Source organism: Phaeodactylibacter xiamenensis, from assembly GCF_000759025.1.
In the GTDB taxonomy this organism is placed as follows: domain Bacteria; phylum Bacteroidota; class Bacteroidia; order Chitinophagales; family Saprospiraceae; genus Phaeodactylibacter; species Phaeodactylibacter xiamenensis.
This window is the reverse complement of record NZ_JPOS01000084.1, coordinates 212,957-229,792: the sequence shown is the minus strand read 5'-3', so window position 1 is coordinate 229,792 and position 16,836 is coordinate 212,957. Positions and strand designations below refer to the sequence as shown.

General features: G+C 52.5%; 11 protein-coding genes. 5 read left to right on the top strand and 6 right to left on the bottom strand.

Annotation, left to right across the window (positions count from 1 at the left end; genetic code table 11):
• Positions 1–8: 8 nt before the first annotated feature.
• Positions 9–1,337 (top strand): NupC/NupG family nucleoside CNT transporter, encoded by a 1,329-nt coding sequence (locus IX84_RS25595; protein ID WP_044227747.1) that lies wholly within the window; start codon positions 9–11, stop codon positions 1,335–1,337.
• On the opposite strand, the gene IX84_RS25590 is transcribed toward IX84_RS25595, so the two are convergent.
• Positions 1,334–1,876 carry a DinB family protein gene (locus IX84_RS25590; RefSeq protein ID WP_044227744.1) on the bottom strand — a complete coding sequence of 181 codons (543 nt, stop codon included), beginning with the start codon at positions 1,874–1,876 and terminating at the stop codon, positions 1,334–1,336. The genes IX84_RS25595 and IX84_RS25590 overlap by 4 nt on opposite strands.
• Positions 1,877–1,925: 49 nt before the next feature.
• On the opposite strand from IX84_RS25590, the gene IX84_RS25585 reads away from it, so the two are divergent.
• Positions 1,926–2,465 carry an NUDIX domain-containing protein gene (locus IX84_RS25585; protein WP_044227742.1) on the top strand — a complete coding sequence of 180 codons (540 nt, stop codon included), beginning with the start codon at positions 1,926–1,928 and terminating at the stop codon, positions 2,463–2,465.
• A gap of 57 nt (positions 2,466–2,522) precedes the next feature.
• Here the strand turns inward: IX84_RS25585 and IX84_RS25580 are convergent, their stop codons facing one another.
• The 3 genes from IX84_RS25580 to IX84_RS25570 form a co-directional block, all read right to left on the bottom strand.
• On the bottom strand, positions 2,523–7,625 hold the full coding sequence (locus IX84_RS25580; RefSeq protein WP_044227740.1) for a T9SS type B sorting domain-containing protein: 5,103 nt from the start codon (positions 7,623–7,625) through the stop codon (positions 2,523–2,525).
• A 124-nt stretch (positions 7,626–7,749) separates the two neighbouring features.
• Entirely contained in the window at positions 7,750–8,667 is a 918-nt protein-coding gene (locus IX84_RS25575; RefSeq protein ID WP_044227737.1) for an alpha/beta fold hydrolase, read from the bottom strand.
• Positions 8,668–8,679: 12 nt separating this feature from the next.
• Entirely contained in the window at positions 8,680–9,270 is a 591-nt protein-coding gene (locus IX84_RS25570) for a TetR/AcrR family transcriptional regulator (RefSeq protein ID WP_044227734.1), read from the bottom strand.
• Between the two features lie 46 nt (positions 9,271–9,316).
• Here IX84_RS25570 and folK point away from each other — a divergent pair, with 46 nt between their 5' ends.
• Positions 9,317–9,865: a 2-amino-4-hydroxy-6-hydroxymethyldihydropteridine diphosphokinase gene (gene folK, locus IX84_RS25565; protein WP_238578340.1), complete on the top strand. Its 549-nt coding sequence runs from the start codon at positions 9,317–9,319 to the stop codon at positions 9,863–9,865.
• Positions 9,866–9,901: 36 nt separating this feature from the next.
• Positions 9,902–11,317 carry an NAD(P)H-binding protein gene (locus IX84_RS25560; protein ID WP_044227732.1) on the top strand — a complete coding sequence of 472 codons (1,416 nt, stop codon included), beginning with the start codon at positions 9,902–9,904 and terminating at the stop codon, positions 11,315–11,317.
• Here IX84_RS25560 and IX84_RS25555 read toward each other — a convergent pair.
• Both IX84_RS25555 and IX84_RS31925 read right to left on the bottom strand, forming a co-directional pair.
• Positions 11,256–12,293: an MlaD family protein gene (locus tag IX84_RS25555; RefSeq protein WP_044227729.1), complete on the bottom strand. Its 1,038-nt coding sequence runs from the start codon at positions 12,291–12,293 to the stop codon at positions 11,256–11,258. The genes IX84_RS25560 and IX84_RS25555 overlap by 62 nt on opposite strands.
• A 139-nt stretch (positions 12,294–12,432) precedes the next feature.
• Positions 12,433–13,980 carry an N-acetylmuramoyl-L-alanine amidase family protein gene (locus IX84_RS31925; protein WP_202965298.1) on the bottom strand — a complete coding sequence of 516 codons (1,548 nt, stop codon included), beginning with the start codon at positions 13,978–13,980 and terminating at the stop codon, positions 12,433–12,435.
• A gap of 23 nt (positions 13,981–14,003) precedes the next feature.
• Here IX84_RS31925 and IX84_RS25545 point away from each other — a divergent pair, with 23 nt between their 5' ends.
• The gene (locus IX84_RS25545) at positions 14,004–16,775 is read left to right on the top strand and encodes a putative LPS assembly protein LptD (protein ID WP_152605243.1); all 2,772 of its coding nucleotides are present in this window, start codon (positions 14,004–14,006) and stop codon (positions 16,773–16,775) included.
• The last annotated feature ends 61 nt before the right edge of the window (positions 16,776–16,836 follow it).

The following is a 16,836-nucleotide window of genomic DNA, read 5'->3' as shown; positions in this document are numbered from 1 at the left end:
GGGCAAGTATGGAATTTTTCATTGGGCTTTTACGTGGCGGACTCGGAGTCGTTGCATTACTGGGCATCTGCTACTTACTCAGCGCTAACCGCCGCGCCATTGACTGGCGGCTGGTGGGTATTGGAATTGGCATGCAAGTTGTGCTTGCTGTGGCTATTTTGAAGGTTCCGTTAGTCAAAAAAGCCTTTGACCTGGTGGCCAGCTTTTTTGTGGTCGTGCTTGATTTTACAGATGCCGGTGCGGATTTCGTGCTGGGTAACTGGCCCGATTTCGTAGAACTGCCGGGCGCTGCTGATGGTCAGCTTTTTGCTGTTGGCTACATCTTTGCCTTCAAAGTGCTGCCCACTATCATTTTCTTTTCGGCCCTGTCTTCTGTTTTATATTACCTGGGTATTTTGCAAGTGATTATTAAAGGGTTCGCTTGGGTGATGACGAAAACTATGCGCCTGACGGGCGCGGAAAGCCTGGCGGCTGCAGCAAATGTTTTTATCGGGCAAACTGAAGCCCCTCTGGTCATCAAGCCCTATCTGGAGGACATGAATAAGTCGGAAATCCTTTGCCTGATGACCGGTGGTATGGCTACGATTGCCGGGGGCGTATTTGCCGCTTATGTGGGCTTTCTCGGCGGTTCTGACCCGGTAGCCAAGCAGATGTTCGCCACCCACTTGCTCACGGCTTCAATTATTTCTGCACCAGCTGCGATTGTGGCTGCCAAAATGCTCTTCCCTTCCACCGAAAAAGTTGACCTGGAGCATCAGAAGCTGGATATCCCTAAGCAGGAGGTAGGCAGTAACTTGCTCGACGCCATCTCACGTGGCACTACAGACGGGTTGAAGCTGGCGATCAACGTAGGCGCTATGCTGCTGGTGTTTACGGCATTTATTGCCATGCTCAATTATATTTTCATCAACTGGATTGGTGGGCCTACCGGGCTCAATGAAATTGTACAGCAACAGACGGATGGACGCTTTAAGGGCTTCAACCTGGAATATGTACTGGGGCTGCTTTTTGCGCCTATCGCATGGTTGCTGGGTGTTGCTTCCGAAGACATTCTTGTAGTCGGGCAGTTGCTGGGCCTGAAAACGACTCTCAATGAGTTCTTCGCCTACGCCGCCATGGAAGGGCTTAAGGATCAAATGTCTTATAAGTCAATGCTGATCGCGACGTACGCCCTTTGTGGTTTCGCCAATTTCGCTTCTATTGGTATTCAGATTGGCGGCATCGGAGCTATTGCACCCGGGCAGCGCAAAACCTTAACCGAATTTGGCATTAAAGCGCTAATCGGAGGGACGGTCGCTTGTTTCCTTACTGCTGCCATCGCCGGAGCGCTGTTCTAAACAGCAGCCTCTTTCAGTACCCGGTTGATTTGCTTTTGATGGCGTTTGATGTGCATGCCAAAGAATTTCAGCATTTGCCGTAAGGTCATTTTACCCGCGAAGGGGTGCTTGTACAACTCGCGGTCAAACCGTTCTTCCGGAAGGTGAGACAGGTAATGCCTGAGGGCCTTTCGTTGGGTTTCCCATTGCTTGCGGGTCGATTCAAAATCCGACTCATCCGGCAGGGCTGACCGGTCTACGCCCTTCGGTGCTTTGAACTTGGTTGGCATTCGGAAGTAAAAGTCTACTACAAATAGCCGCCAAGCCGCTTTTGCTCCGGCTTTATCCAAAATCGGATTAAAACTAAGTTTCTTCCGGACGTAGCCCAGGGAGGCAGTCTCCGCTAAAATCAAATGGTGGAGCACTTGCAGGACAGTCCAGCCTCCATCCGACGGGCGATGGTTGAGCCGGGTATCATCATAGCATTCCAACTCACTGAACAGTGCGGATAACTCCTGGTCCAGACGGTCTAGTTGATGGAGCGTCGCTGCTTTTGTCATATCTCTTGATTTGATTCAGGGAAGATACACATATCTTTGTACAAAAACCATGAAGAACCCCTGGACCACGCTCTCCAACGAAGAAGTCTATGACAACCCCTGGATTCAGGTGACGCACCGGAAAGTCATTACGCCCACCGGTACGGATGGGATTTACGGGCTCGTCCATTTTAAAAATCAAGCCATAGGTATTGTGCCAATCGATGAGGAAGGCTATACCTGGCTTGTCGGGCAGTACCGCTATACCCTTGAGGAGTACAGCTGGGAAATCCCTGAAGGGGGCTGCCCCATCGGCGCAGAAGCTCCTTTGGAAAGCGCTAAGCGGGAACTCCTGGAGGAAACCGGGTTGCAGGCTGCACAGTGGGAGCACATTCTTGACTTCCACACCTCCAATTCTGTAACCGATGAGGCTGGTAAAATCTACATCGCCCGGCAACTGACGCAGGGGCAGGCGCAGCCCGAAGACACGGAGGACCTGAAGGTGAAGCGGCTGCCTTTTGAGGAGGCGCTGCAAATGGTCTACAAGGGGGAAATAACGGACCTTATGTCTATTGCGGGCCTTATGCGTGCCGCCGTGGTGCTCAAATAAAAAAGCGCCATTGAGGTAGATGGTCCTCAATGGCGCTTTTGCGGCTTCTGTTTTCCGTTACCGGACCAGGGTCACATCTCCCTGAAAGGTGCCCAGCTCGAAACCGTTCGGGCGGGCAATCCGGATGAGGTAGAAGTAGACCTCGGTAGGTTGCTCCTTTCCATTGGCGTTGCCGTCCCATCCATCGTCCGGCGTTTCGTTGTCGTAGACCAGTTGGCCCCAGCGGTTGTATACCTTGAATTCCAGCACCTCCAGGTCCTCGATATTGGCCTGTGCTACGAAATTGAAGAAGTCGTTGGCGCCATCCCGGTTAGGGGTAAAGGTATTGGGCACAGCAACGATAATTTCCATAAAATTCCCTTGCACGGTGGCGAAATAGGAACAGCCATCTGGCGTGGTGATTTCCACCTGGAAAGTATGTACCCCGCTAGGGAAGATTTGCGTCTGAATGGTATCGAGCCCAAGCCCGCTAGCCAGTGGCGAAGCCGTAGTGGAATCCTGGTAAAGGACCGTCCATGTAAAGTTCAGCTGGCTGGGGTCGAAGGGCGAACCGTAGTTGACGCCTAAGATGATCGAGTCCCCTTCAAAGAGGTCTCCAGGTACTTCCTGAATGATCTCTGCGCCGGTCGGGAACACGCCGTCGCCTACCTCAATAAGTACAGAGTCGGTAATGGTGGTACAGCCGCCGCCGCTTTCGTAAACGAGGGTGTAGAGGGTGGAATCCTCCGGCATAACCGTGATGCTGTCCCCGGTGTAGGCAGAGCCATCGCTGCCGGTCCAGGTGAAGGTCTCCTCGCTGCTGCCGCCCACAGCCTGAGCAATGATGCTGGTAGAGCTGCCCGGGCAAATGAAGAAGTCTTCGGGCAGTATGTCCAGCAGGATGTTGCCAATGACTTCCACCGTAACGGAGCCCACAAAGTCATCGCACACCCCATTGCTTGCTGTCAGGGTGTAGGTCGCGGTCTCCGTAGGGCTGACTACCGGCTGAGGATTGTTGAAATCGCTGAACAGCGGGTCAGTGGAGGTCCAGGTGTAGGTGGTATTCTCATCCTCCGCGAAGTTGAGCTGCACGGATTGTCCTAGGCAGATCGTTGTGTCGTTGGCCAGGGCTACGGTTGGGGCAGGGGAAACGGTCAGGTCAAAAGTCTCCGTAAGGGTGCCACACTCCGCCGCACTAATATAAATCAGCGTGTAGGTACCGGATACGGTGGGCTCGAAAGTGCCACTTTGCCCGGTAGCCAGTTCGTTGCCATTTGGGTCGAGCCATTCGTACCGGTCTTCGGCAATGGCATTGTCGATATCTACGCTGAAGGTCACTTCTTCGTTTGAGCAAAGGTCCGTAGGCGAAACGTTAACCGCATTAATTTCTGCGGCCTGTACTACTCGGACCTGCACCTGGTCTTCCACATCCGGGCAAATGCCATCGCCGGCTACGAGGAAATAAGTGGTTGTGGTGTCCGGCGTTACGGTGAGTGCGCCATCTTCAATCGTGCCAAAGTCCGGGTCTGTAGCGGTCCAGGTGTAGTTGTAGCCCGGATCGGTATTGAAAATCAGCTGTATGCTTTCCCCTTCGCAGATGATGGGCGAAGCTTCCAGTTCGTAGGGCGGTGGCTGCAGCACATTCACATTCGCACTCACCTCCGTTGGGCAATCGCCCACGGATGCTTCAAGTGTGAAGGTGGTACTTTGTGTAAGGTTACTGCTTAAGGGGTTCAGGCAGTCCGTACAGCTAAGTTGTTCGGTCCCGCCGGTCCACTCAAAAGAAGTGGCGTTATCGCTTACGGTCGCCTGGAAATCGATGCTGTTGCCATTGCAAATCGAGGTGTCAGATGGCGTAATGGTAATCGTCGGGGTTGGGTTCACATTGACTTGCGCGAAGGAAGTATCCGTACAAACGCCATTTTGAGTTACCCGGAAGTACTCTATGGTATCCACCCCGGTGATGACCAGGTTGTAGAGTGAATCCGGAGACTCCTGGCCCGTTTCCGGGCCCCATTCGAAGGTTATTCCTGAGAAATCGGAGGGTTCATACAAGGGCGATTGCAGCACTAGTATTTCGCCTTCGCACACGGTCGTATCCAACGGCATAATACCCAGGCCTGCTGCTGGCAAACTGTCCACAACCACATAAACAGAGTCTTTGCGGAAACAGGTGCTGCCCACTGCTACCTCCGCGTAGTAGGTAGTAGCTGTTTGCGGGCTAGCCGTAAGGGTGGGAGCCACAAGCGTATCGAAACCGGGTGTGGAAGCGGTCCAAACCGGCGTTTCGGTTGCCGGTGTGATATCCGCTGCAAACATCAGCTCTGTTTCCCCCCGGCATATCCGGAGCGTATCTTCGGCGATGATGTCAATATTGATAGGTGTAATACCCACCTCTGCAGAAGCGGTCTCCTCGCAGGCACCGCGCACGGCGGTAAGAGTATAGGTGCCCTCATTTTGCGGGAAGATAACCGTATTGAGGTCAGCAGGGTCTTCAATACTCTCCGGTCCGGCCCAATTGTACATAACGCCTGGTTCAGGCAAAAGCTCACTTAAAACAAGTGGGTCTCCCTGACAAACCGAGGTATCATTGCCCACCTGAATGATTGGTGGAATGGAGACATTGACCGTTATGCTGTCCAGCGAAGGCACCGGGCATTCCTGGTTTTGTGCACTGACGAAATAAGTGGTCGTCGTATCTGGCGTGACCGAAGGGTCGGCATCTGTTGAGGTGAAGCCGCCTGGGGTGGCATTCCAGGTATAATCTACGCCAGGGGTAGCTGCGCCGCCAACGGAAACGGTTTCTCCAAGGCAAATATCCAGGTCAGGCGAAATAGCTATGACCGGAGCCTCCGCATCCAGTACCGTAATGGTGACGGCATCTTCCAGCGTGCAATTGTCAGCAAACAGGGTCACAGGAAGGGTGTAGGTGCCGACGGCCTCTGCTATGATAAACGGGTCGGGGCATTCGGTGCAGCTGAGGCTCAGCCCGGTCGGGGGCACCCACTCATAAGCGGCATTCAGAAAATTACTGCCCGCTACTATTTGAATTTCTTCGTTCCGGCAAACGGTTACGTCAGGGCCGGCATCGATATCATAAACCTGTACCAGTACACTCACGGTATCCTGATAGCAAACGGCATCGACCAAGCCAACGTATTCTGTGGTCTCAGTAGGGGTAGCCAATGGATCAGGGCAGTCATCGCACGACAGTGTGGTAGTATCCTTAAGCCAGGTGATATTACTAACGGAGGTTTCCAGGAATAGCTGTACACTTTCTCCCTGACAAATCGCGGTGTCGCTATTGAGGAGTTCGCTGGGTGTTGGGGCAAGTACATCCGGATCAGAAGCAGACCAGTCTACAGAAATCGCACCACTTTGGATATTGTCTCCCCAGTCATTAATCAATACCGCATATACTTCACCGGGCTGGCAGTTAATGACCGAAGCAAAGTCATCAACGTTGCCGTTAGGGTCTGGTGCACAGTCCAGTTCATCCAGTACTTCTATTCCGGTAACGGGGTGGATGCTGGCCAGTCCGGTAGGGTCGGCACCACCGGCATAGGAAGACCGGATGGGTTGATTGTTCTCCACAAAATCTACAATAGCCTGCGGGTCGCTGCACACTTCATCTTTGTCCAGTGGGCCCCAGACCTGGAAGTCAATATCAGAGTCTTCCGCAGGCAGGTTGGCAGCTTCCACCGTGAAGCCAAAGGGGCCTGCTGCCTGAGCTTCTATAGTAAACCAATAGTAATTGGGGTCAGCAGAACCGGTATTGAACCAGCAACCGTCATTTAGGCCTGGATTGAAGGCGATGTCCTCAAAGCCTTGATTGAAGGTGAAAACAGAAGGGAGGTTATCCGGAGGAATGCAGCCATTGAGCGGATTACACAATGCGTTGAGCAGGGAGGGCTGCAGGTTGCATTCAGCTTCCGTGATGGAGAGATCGAACTCCGTGCAACCCGTGCCGTTGGCTACAATAATATAGTAAGTGCCAGGCGATTCAAAATTAGTTCCGAAGGCACTGCCACTGCCTCCAACGCCTACACATTCAGTAGCAGGGTCAAGAGGTGAGCCATCCAGTATAAGCACACCCGTACCGGCGTCTGCACCACTAATAATAACATCCGCACAAAAGCCGCCATCAGTAGTATAGGAAAACACAACGTCCGGCCCATTCAGGAAGGGCGTAGGGCCACAGGGCGTTTCCGCAATAGTACCTGCCTCACCGCAGGTTGTAAAGCCACTGCCTTCAAAGGGTAAGCCACTGATTACAGTGGGATTGTCAACAGAAGAACCGCTACAGGCCAGGGGGCTGCAGTTCCAGGTGAGCTCGAAACCGGGAGCAGTAGCCGATCCATCAGAAGTAAACTCTATAGTCACGGAAGGCTCTGAGGTTTGTATGGTAATGGGGTCCGTATTGCCACCAGTGTAACTGCCAAGGAGTGTGCCGGCGGCATTGGGCCCGGCGTAGATATTCAAAAAGTCAAAGTTGTTCTCAAGCTGAAAATCCTGAATCTGAATTTCCAGACATTCAAATAAAGTGGAAGGGGTGATGGTAAAGGTGGCATTCTCCCCGTTGCCATAATCAGCATCGGGCCCTCCTGAGTCATATAGTGTGCCGAAGCAGGCAGAAGTAAACGTCTCATCACCAATATTGATAGCTGGGACGTATTCGTCCACGCAGAGACGGAAATCTCCCGCATTCGGTGTGCCGGTAGGAGAGTAATCATTGACCCGGATGAAGTAGGTCGTGTTAGGGGTCAGCCCTATGATGTCTATCTGTGCCGTTGCTTCTCCATCTGCGGCAGAAGAACAGAAGCTAAGGTCCGCAAGGCCATCAAACATACACTCACCACGGTAGATATTGATCTGAGGGTTGAGAATGCTGCCGTTGGGGCCATCTGTGGCGCCCTGCAAGGTGACGGTGACATCAATAATATCAGCGGTAGTGGTAAAGGAAAACCACACATCGCGGTCAACACTTCCACCGTTGAAACAGTTGGGTATGTTCCCTGACCCAATATCGGAAGGTGTCGCATTGATATTGTCATAGATCTCATCGCCACAAGCCGGGAGTGCGCCAAGTGCGATTAAACCATCACAGTCATCATTGACGGGTTGGGCAGAGAGGGCAAATTGCAATAACAGTAGTACAGTGAGTGTGGAAAGTATTCTCATGCTTGCCAGGTTAATGTTTGTTTTTCCAGCCTAAATCAGGCTTGAACTTGGCTAAAATAATCAAAATTTGAAACTACACCTCCCACATTTCTTTATCGGTCGGATGGTCAACATAAATCCAGGGTCAGGAGCTCCCGTGAATGAAGTCGGCAACTTCGCGGATGAGGTCAGGGTTCTTCATGAGCCGGTAATGCCCGTAGCCATTGGCAATGAGCATGCTTGCGTTGTCCCATGCCTCAAAAACGGAGCGGGCTTCCTCAATAGCAACGACGGCGTCCGTTTCATCATGAACGATCAGCACTTTTCCCACACTTGCTGAGATTTTTGCGTTGGAGGTGTCGGCGTGATGGAGTGGGAACTTCACTTTCTGCTCTATATACCGGATAAACTCCCGGGCAGTAGGTGGCGGGACATTGAGGGTTTCCATAGCGTTGTTCAGCACCTTTTCCATTTTGTCCGGTACGCCGATCAGGACGAGCTTTTCGACCTTGATGGAAGGATCGAGGTTGGAAAGGGCAAAAGCAGTGGAAGCGCCCCCGAAGGAGTGAGTAATAATGCCGTGCACTCCTCCAATTTGATTGATAATGGCCCGGACAGCCCCGCCAAAGTGAGGGAGGTTTGTCCGTTTGCCATCAGAGTGCCCGTGAGCAGGGCCGTCGAAAGCGACCACGCGATATCCTTTTTCGACCAGTGGAGGGACAAAAGTCCGCAGTGCTGTGCCCCGCGACTCCCATCCATGCACCAGGAGTATAGTCCGCCCGCCGTAGCCCCATTCATACCCTTTGAGCAACTGCCTGCCGTACATAAATTCAAATAAGCGGGCGCTTTCGAGCAGGGCATCACTGGTTTTGTGCCGGGCGCGAATGCGGGGCGTAGAGAAAAAGCGGTACGCCAGCCTGGCCATGGCTTTGGGGAATATATAGCCAAACAGGCCAAACATAAACCGGATAACCTTTAAAACCGGTGGATATTGGACGGGCTGTTCCGGCGAAGGGTCCTGATAGTCAGAAGAGAGGTAGCGGATATCTTTTGTGATGGGCATGTATTTGAGGATTTAGGGTTGGAGTTGTTCAATCATCTGCAACAGCAACTGGGCTACCGGACTGAAATACCGGTCTTCTTTGTGCAGCTGAGCCAGCATGATCCCGCCCTCCAGGGTGGCAATAAACTGGGTGGCGAAGTCTTCGGGAGATACATCAGGATGAATCTGTCTCTTTTCCTGCCCGGTTTTAAGAGTGGTTACAATCCGGTCGTGCCAAATCCCAACCGCTTTGATGGCATGTTCCCTGAGGAGCAGGTTACCGTCATCTGCCTCAATAGCGGTGTTCTGTATGGGGCAACCACCTTCAACGGGGGGCTGGGCAGCATGCTCCTTATAAAAGTAGACGACGGCTTTAAGTTTATCAATGGGGTGCTCAATGACGCGGGTCCGGGCACGGACTTGCTGGTGCACCTGATCAACGGCGTGCTGAAAGGCCGCCACGGCAATATCCTCCTTGCTGGAAAAATTACCATAAACGCCGCCTTTAGACAGTCCGGTCGCTTTTATAATATCGCCCATTGATGTGCCGGCGAACCCGCGCTGATTGAATAGTGCAGCGGCTTTTTCGATGATTTGCTGGCGTGTACGGTCTGATTTTGACATGGGTTTCATGTATGGTTGGTACAAAAATAAACCGATCGGTCTGTAAATGCAACTTGCAAGAGATGTAATCCCGGATATCAGAATAAAACTTTACCTTCACACTAATATGAAACGGGTCTTTTTGCATACGGGCAGCAATCAGGGCGACAGGCTCAGAAACCTCAAACTCGCGGCATCCGCACTTAAGGACACCGTCGGGCCTATCCTTCACTTTTCCCGAATTTTTGAGACAGCAGCGTGGGGTGTCCGGGACCAACCGGATTTCCTCAATCAGGCCCTGGAACTGGAAACCGCCCTTGACCCTATTGGGTTGTTGAATACGGTTTTGGAAATCGAACTTGATATGGGGCGGGTAAGAATACAAAAATGGGGGCAGCGGCTGATCGATATTGATATTTTGTACTACGGTGACATCATCTGGGAAAGTGATCAGCTGACCCTTCCTCACCCGCATTTGCATGAGCGCAACTTTGTCCTGGCCCCTCTGCTGGACATTGCGCCTGATTTCGTTCACCCACGTCTAAAGAAAACGACCCGGGAGCTGAGGAGCCTTTGCAACGATGCTTTGCCTGCTTTGCCTTTCCAGTCAGAATAATAGCGAACCTTCTGGTAGCTTCTCCGTTTGGTGAATATGAAGCCTACCGTTGCTATTGCTGGAGCTACTGGTTTTATTGGTCGCTGGTTTATGGACCGATACCGGCATAAATACCGGTTTATTGCGCTAAGCCGCAAGACGATGTCCCCGGAAAAAGCAGACCCTAATGTGGAATGGCGGCAGGTTGACCTATACTCCCTTTCGGCCAGCCGCGAAGCACTTAAAGGCGCGCACTATGCTTTGTATCTGGTGCACTCCATGCGCCCTTCCACCCGCCTCAACCAAGGTTCCTTCGACAATACTGATTTGCTGCTGGCAGACAACTTCGTCCGGGCGGCAGAGCTCAATGCAGTACAGCAAATTGTTTTTCTGAGCGGTATACTGCCGGAGGGGGAGCTGCCGGATGCCCGTCCCCTGAGAAGCCGTGCGGAAGTGGAAAAAACCCTGGAGAGCACATCTGTTCCGCTGACCACTCTTAGGGCGGGAATCATCGTAGGGCCGGGCGGGACTTCCTTCAAGATCCTGGACCGCCTTGTAGACCGCTTACCGCTCATGCTGTGCCCAAAGTGGACGACTTCCCAAACACAGCCCATCGGATTGGAGGACACCCTCAGGGTTATTGATGCAGTCCTGGGGAATTCTGACTATTACAACGCGGAATATGATATCGTGGGGAAAGAGGTGACTACCTACTTTGATATGCTCAAAAAGCTGGCGAAACTGAAGGGCAGGAGGCGCTGGATTTACGCCCTGCCTTTTAATCTGCCTGGGCTTTCCCGCCTTTGGGTGGCTTTGTTTTCAGGGCTAAGCCCGACCGTGGTCTCCCCGCTGATTGCCACGTTGCGCTGGGACCTTAAAGGAAGCTCCAATCAACTGATGGCAGAGGTGCCGCCCACTCAGTGTTTTGAAGAGGCAGCGAGGCAGGCACTAAAAGAGGAGGAACAGTTACCGGCTTTACCCTTAGCAGACGAGCAGCAGCGCAGGGAAGAAAAAAATACGGTAAGAAGTGTACAGCGACTGCCTAACCCGGCCGATCACACCGCAATTTGGGTAGCCAAAAGATATCAGACCTGGCTGCCCCGGCACTTTCGGTATCTTCTAAAAGCCGACCACCGGGGGCAGACTACGGTATTTCGTATTGGAGGGTTTGAACTACTGCACTTAAAGTTTATCCCGGACCGCAGCGATGCGAACCGGCAACTGTTTTACATCGTTGGCGGGCAATTGGTGAAGCGCCGGGACCATGGCTGGCTGGAATTCCGAAGTGTGTTGGGCGGCCGGTACGTTATTGCGGCTATCCACGAGTTTGTGCCCCGCCTGCCCTGGCTGGTTTACAACCTGACGCAGGCACTAGCACACCTTTGGGTAATGTATCACTTCGGGCGCTACCTTAATTCCCAGCCTCTTGAGCGTCCTGACGGTCATAACGTTCCACTCTCCGACGGCTCTTAAGCGGCATATACCGGTAGGGGCGGTCCTGGAAATCGGTAACCAGAGAATCAGCTTCGCGGGTCAGGTTGGAGAGGTTGCGGTACAAGGCTTCATCTTTCATGAGTTGCCCCAGGGTACCTTCTCCTTCCTTAATACCATCAACCAGTCCGGATACACCGGCAATTGCCTTGTTGGCATTTTCAAGGGTGCCTTTCAGCTCCTGAATAGAGGCATTGATCTCGTTGACGGTTTTCTCCAGGTCGGCAGCTACCAACTGACTGCTCAGACTGTCTGCATTGGCGATAATTGCTGCAATTTTGGCATTGTTCTTTTCCAGGTTCCCGGTTATAGACTCAACATTTTTAAGGGAACTTGCGATATTGCCGGATGACCGCCGCATGAGCTGATCGAGCTGAGCGGTGGAAGAGTTGAGGTTGGCCATCGTTGCGTCCAGGTTACGCATGGTATTCGCAATGGGCGATTGGCTTTCTTCGCTGAGCAGGGCGTAGTTGAGGGTGTCGATGACCTTTTGAAGGCTCTTTTGAAGGATGGCGGCGTAGTCGCCAACAGCTTCCTCTCCAACCATAGAGTCCAGCAACCCCCTGAATTCTCCTTCGAGTGTATCACCTGGCTCCGCACAATCTTCGCCGGAACAGGGCGTATCGTACATGAGCTTGACCGCTTTGCCACCCATAAAGCCGGTCGCTACAATCACCGCGCGGGTATCTTTAGGAATAGTCATATCGGGAATGAGGTCGAGGACCACCTCTACAGTACGGTCCACGTCATTGAGCAGTTCCACTTTAGCCACACTACCTACGGTGACACCATTAATAAAGACTTGTGTGCCCACCTGCATACGGTCTACCTTTGGGTAGTAAACCTTATAAGTGTTGGACTTGAGCAAGACATTTTTGCCCATAATGAATTTATAGCCCCAGTAAGAGACCGCGATGGCTACAATAGCAAGAAGACCTACCTTTACTTCGTTTGACATGGTCGTATTAGTTTAAGCGTCGCAAAGGTATAGCCCTTTAGGGTAAAACGGTAATTTTCGGCCGTTTACTTCTCCAGTAGAGCAGGAGCTGTCGGCAGGAGATTCCTTTGGCCACCTCAATAGCCAGTCCATACAGAGGCTAAGGTGCGCCCAATGCCTGCCGCACTTCATCCAGGGAAATGCGTTTGCCATTGCGGTAAGCCACGATGAAAGCCCCCGGAAACCCTCGGTTTTCCAGTAAACCTTTAGCCTGTGTGGCATGGTAAATAGAAGTGAAGTTCTTGGCCTGGTATTTGAAAAATTCTCCTTCCCGGACCACCTCGATCAGGTAACCGGTATTGTCCCACTTGGGGTGAGAGGTATCTAAAGGGTCTTTGGAAGCTGCCAGTTGGACATGCAGGCTAATGCCCAGATCATATAGGGTGACTTCGCGGAGCATTGGGCTGCCCTCAGTAGTATGTTCTGGCTGTGGGGTCAGAGGTTGTATAGCAGGCTCAGGACGAACCTCAACGCTTTCTACCTTTCGTTGGTAAGCAGAAGGGATAGGATCAGGCTCGGCTGGCGGCCTATAAGACTTGGGTGCTGCTTCTGGTGAACGGGCAACGAGATAGCGCCCCTTAGACAGAGGCGGCGGGTTGGGGTCAGGCTTTTGATCGGGCTGAAACTGCTCTTCCTGCTGTAAGACGCGCGCCGGAACAGCAACTGGTGCGGTTGCCAAAGGCTGGGCTTCAGGGCTGTTTTCTACGTGCCGCCGGTAATCTTCAAAGGCAGCAAGCATCGCTCCGGCCACCACCGCCTGGCCCTGTGGCGTCATCAGGTAAGCTTCCTCAGAGCGGTTGCTAAGAAAACCGGTTTCCACCAGCACACTCGGCATCGTTGTTTCCTTAAGGACTACGAAGCCGGCCTGCTTGACACCCCGGCTCTTGCGGTTGGCTTTTGCAAAATGCCCCTCTACTTTTTCTGCAAACAGAATACTTTGTTCGAGGTAGGCACTCTGGAACATATTGAGCATAATATGCCCTTCCGGAGAGTTGGGGTCATAGTCGTAGTTGGCCTCATAATTTTCCTCCAGCAGGATCGCAGCGTTCTCCCGCTTGGCCACTTTAAGATTATGCTCTGCGGTATGCAGGCCCATTACGTAAGTCTCGCTTCCGTGGGTAGCCGAGGAGCCAGGCATATAATTGCAGTGGATAGAAATGAATAAGTCTGCATCGTTGCGGTTGGCAATCGCCGCCCGTTCGTGTAGTGGGATGAAAACATCGGAATCTCGCGTCAGGATCACATTAAGGCCCGGATAATGGAGCCGCATCTCCTGAGCCAGCTTCAGCCCAATAGCCAAAGCCAGGTGTTTCTCCCGGGAATTACCGCCCAGGCAGCCGGGGTCATGCCCGCCATGGCCAGGGTCAATGACTACGGTTTTGATCCGATAATCGGGCGGTAAGCCCAGGGCTTTTTGAAAAGCCGGAAAGGGAAGTGGTATCCCTTGTGAGAAATCCTCCGATAATCTGGCAGGTTTTATAACTTTGCCGCGCCTGTGCACCGGGCAGCCCGAATGATCGGAGCCCGAATGGCAGGCAGCCTCAGCCATAGCTGGTGCGGGAAAGGATAATGAAAAGTTAAACCCGGTACCGGTAAACGGCAAAGCGAGTAGAAACAGCGTTGGTAGAAAAGTTACCGCTTTCGTCATAAGCACAACTTAGAATTGTATCCTTGAAGACAAAGTTATTAATAATTATTGTATTCCTGCTGTGCAGCCTTCCTTATCTACAGGCGCAGGAGCCTGTAAATGAGCGGGATAAACGGCCGCCATCGGCTCAGATGCAGGTGGACAGCGCAGCCCGTGCCATGCCCGGGGATACCTTGCCGTTCAGTACCAACCCGGTAAGGGCCTCTTTAGATACGCTACCAAAGGATACCTTGTTGCCCCGCCAGCGTGAAACCCGCGAAATTTCTTTCTCCAAGGATTCTCTCGATGCTCCGGTACAATACTCTGCTGTCGATTCAATGGTTTATGATATTGCCAATCAGCGGGTACATCTGTACGGGGAAGCGGAAGTGACTTATACCACTATTAACCTGAAAGCGGACCATATTATCTTTGACTGGAAGACGAACATCGTGACCGCTTCGGGTATGCCCGACAGCCTGGGGCGGCCGGCGGGTTTGCCGGAGTTTTCGGATGCCAGCCAAAGCTTTACGGCAGATAGTATGCGCTACAATTTTTCGACGAAGAAAGGGGTGGTCTACGATGTGGTCACCACGCAGAATGATGTGGTAGTCCGCGGGCAAAAGTCCAAGTTCGTCACACAGGAAGCACAAGACAGCACGGCGGAAGACCAAAACGTGGTGTACAGCTCCAATGCCATTTTTACCACCTGTACGCATGAGGAGCCCCACTTTGGCATCCGTAGCCGCAAGCAGAAAGTCATTCCCAATAAACTCGTTGTGGTGGGCCCTTCCAATCTGGAAATCATGAACGTGCCTACGCCGGTTTGGCTACCCTTTGGGTTTTTCCCGATACCGCAGGGGCGATCAACGGGCTTGCTGTTCCCGCGTGATTACCAGTACTCCCCGCAGTGGGGCTTTGGTTTGGAAGGCATCGGCTGGTACTTCCCCCTGGGCGACCACTTCAATCTGTCCCTCACAGGAAATATTTACCTTAAAGGGACCTGGGGGGTCAATGCGCTTTCCAACTACAACAAGCGCTATAAGTACAACGGCAATTTCAATATCGGCTACGACGTACGAAGAAGCGAAGATTTGGAGGGTAACATTTCCCAGCCCAAGTCCTTCATCTTTCAATGGAGCCATCAGCAGGCACAGTCCGCTCATCCGACGATCAACTTTGGTGGTTCTATCAATATCCAAAGCAACAACTATCAGCAACGGGTCTTCAACGATCAGCGGGTACTGGAAAACCAGCTTCGGTCCAACCTGAACTTTAGAAAAAACTGGCGGGACAAGCCTATCAACCTGACGGCTTCCTTCAACCACAACCAAAACTCTAATACGGGCGACGTTACAGTCAGCTTCCCCAATGTAAGGTTTCAGACACAGGCTATTAACCCGTTCAAGCGCAAAAACAGGACCGGGCCTGAGAAGTGGTATGAAGCCATTACTTTCCGTTACGATGCGGAGGCCCGTAACCGGTTTCAGGCTAAAGATTCCACGCTTTTTACGCAGGAAACAATTGAAAATGCCCAGTTTGGTGTCCAACAACGGGCCAATCTAGGTACCTCTTTTAAAGTCCTCAAGTACTTCAACCTCAACCCTTCGGTCAACTACGATGAAGTCTGGTACCTGCGCACCCTGCGCCGGGATTTTGACCCTACGGCTTTGGAGCTGGACACGATTTCAGATAGGGGCATAGACTTTGTGGACACACTTTCCTACGGCGAAATCACAGAGCGGCAGGTGGGCGGTTTCGAAGCCTACCGGCAGTTCAATGCCAGCGTAAGCCTCAATACGCAGGTTTTCGGTACCATGCGCTTCGGGCAGGGCTGGCTGCGGGGCATCCGCCATGTGATGAAGCCCAGTATTTCTTTCGGTTACACTCCTGATTACACAAACCCGGATCTGGGCTATTTCCGGGAGGTGAGAGACCCGAATACCCGGGATGAGTTCGACACCTACTCTATCTTCCAGGGGGGGATTTTTGGCAGCCCATCCACTGCCGGGCAGCAGATGAGTGTTGGCTACAGCCTCAATAATATTTTTGAAGCGAAGTACTTCTCCAAGAAGGACTCCACGGAGGAAAAACTGAAGCTCTTCGACAACATCATCGTTTCCGGCAACTATAACTTTGCGGCAGACTCTCTCAAGTGGAGCCCGGTCAATATTTCGGGTACCACGCGGATGTTCAAAGGCATGACTACGGTAGGCCTGCGCGCCACTTTCGACCCCTACCGGGTCAACGAGAATGGCCGGCGGGTAGACGACCTGCTTTGGGAAACCGAAAACCGCTTATTGCGTTTCGATCAGGCCACAGCCCGCTTCAATACCAACCTGACCGTTGGGAAGATCAGAGCCTTATTCCAGGGCGATAAGGAGGAGGAAATTTATGATGCAGAAGCAGAATTGGAAAGACAGGAAAGAGGACTGCAGCGGGTAGAAGAAAAGGACTTCCTGAGCCTGTTCGAGAATTTCCGCATCAGCCACAACCTTTCCCTCAACTGGGAGGGGATGCCGGACGGGCGGGATACCTTTTTCATCGCCACAAACACCATCAACTGCAGCGGCAGCATACAGCTGACGCCCAACTGGTTTATCAATATCGGTAACTTTGGGTACGATTTTGTAAGAAAAGGGATTACTTATCCATCGGTAGGTTTCCAGCGTGATCTCCACTGCTGGGAAGCAGGCGCCAACTGGCAGCCACTTCGGGGTACCTACAGCTTTTACATTCGTGTGAAGCCTGGCTCACTGGACTTCCTGAACATTCCCTACAACCGAACGAACGGGGACGGACGAGGGCAGTTTTAAAAAAGCGGGCGGAAGCTGGACCACTCGCCAGCTTCCGCCCGCTTAACCGTCGTACGGTTCT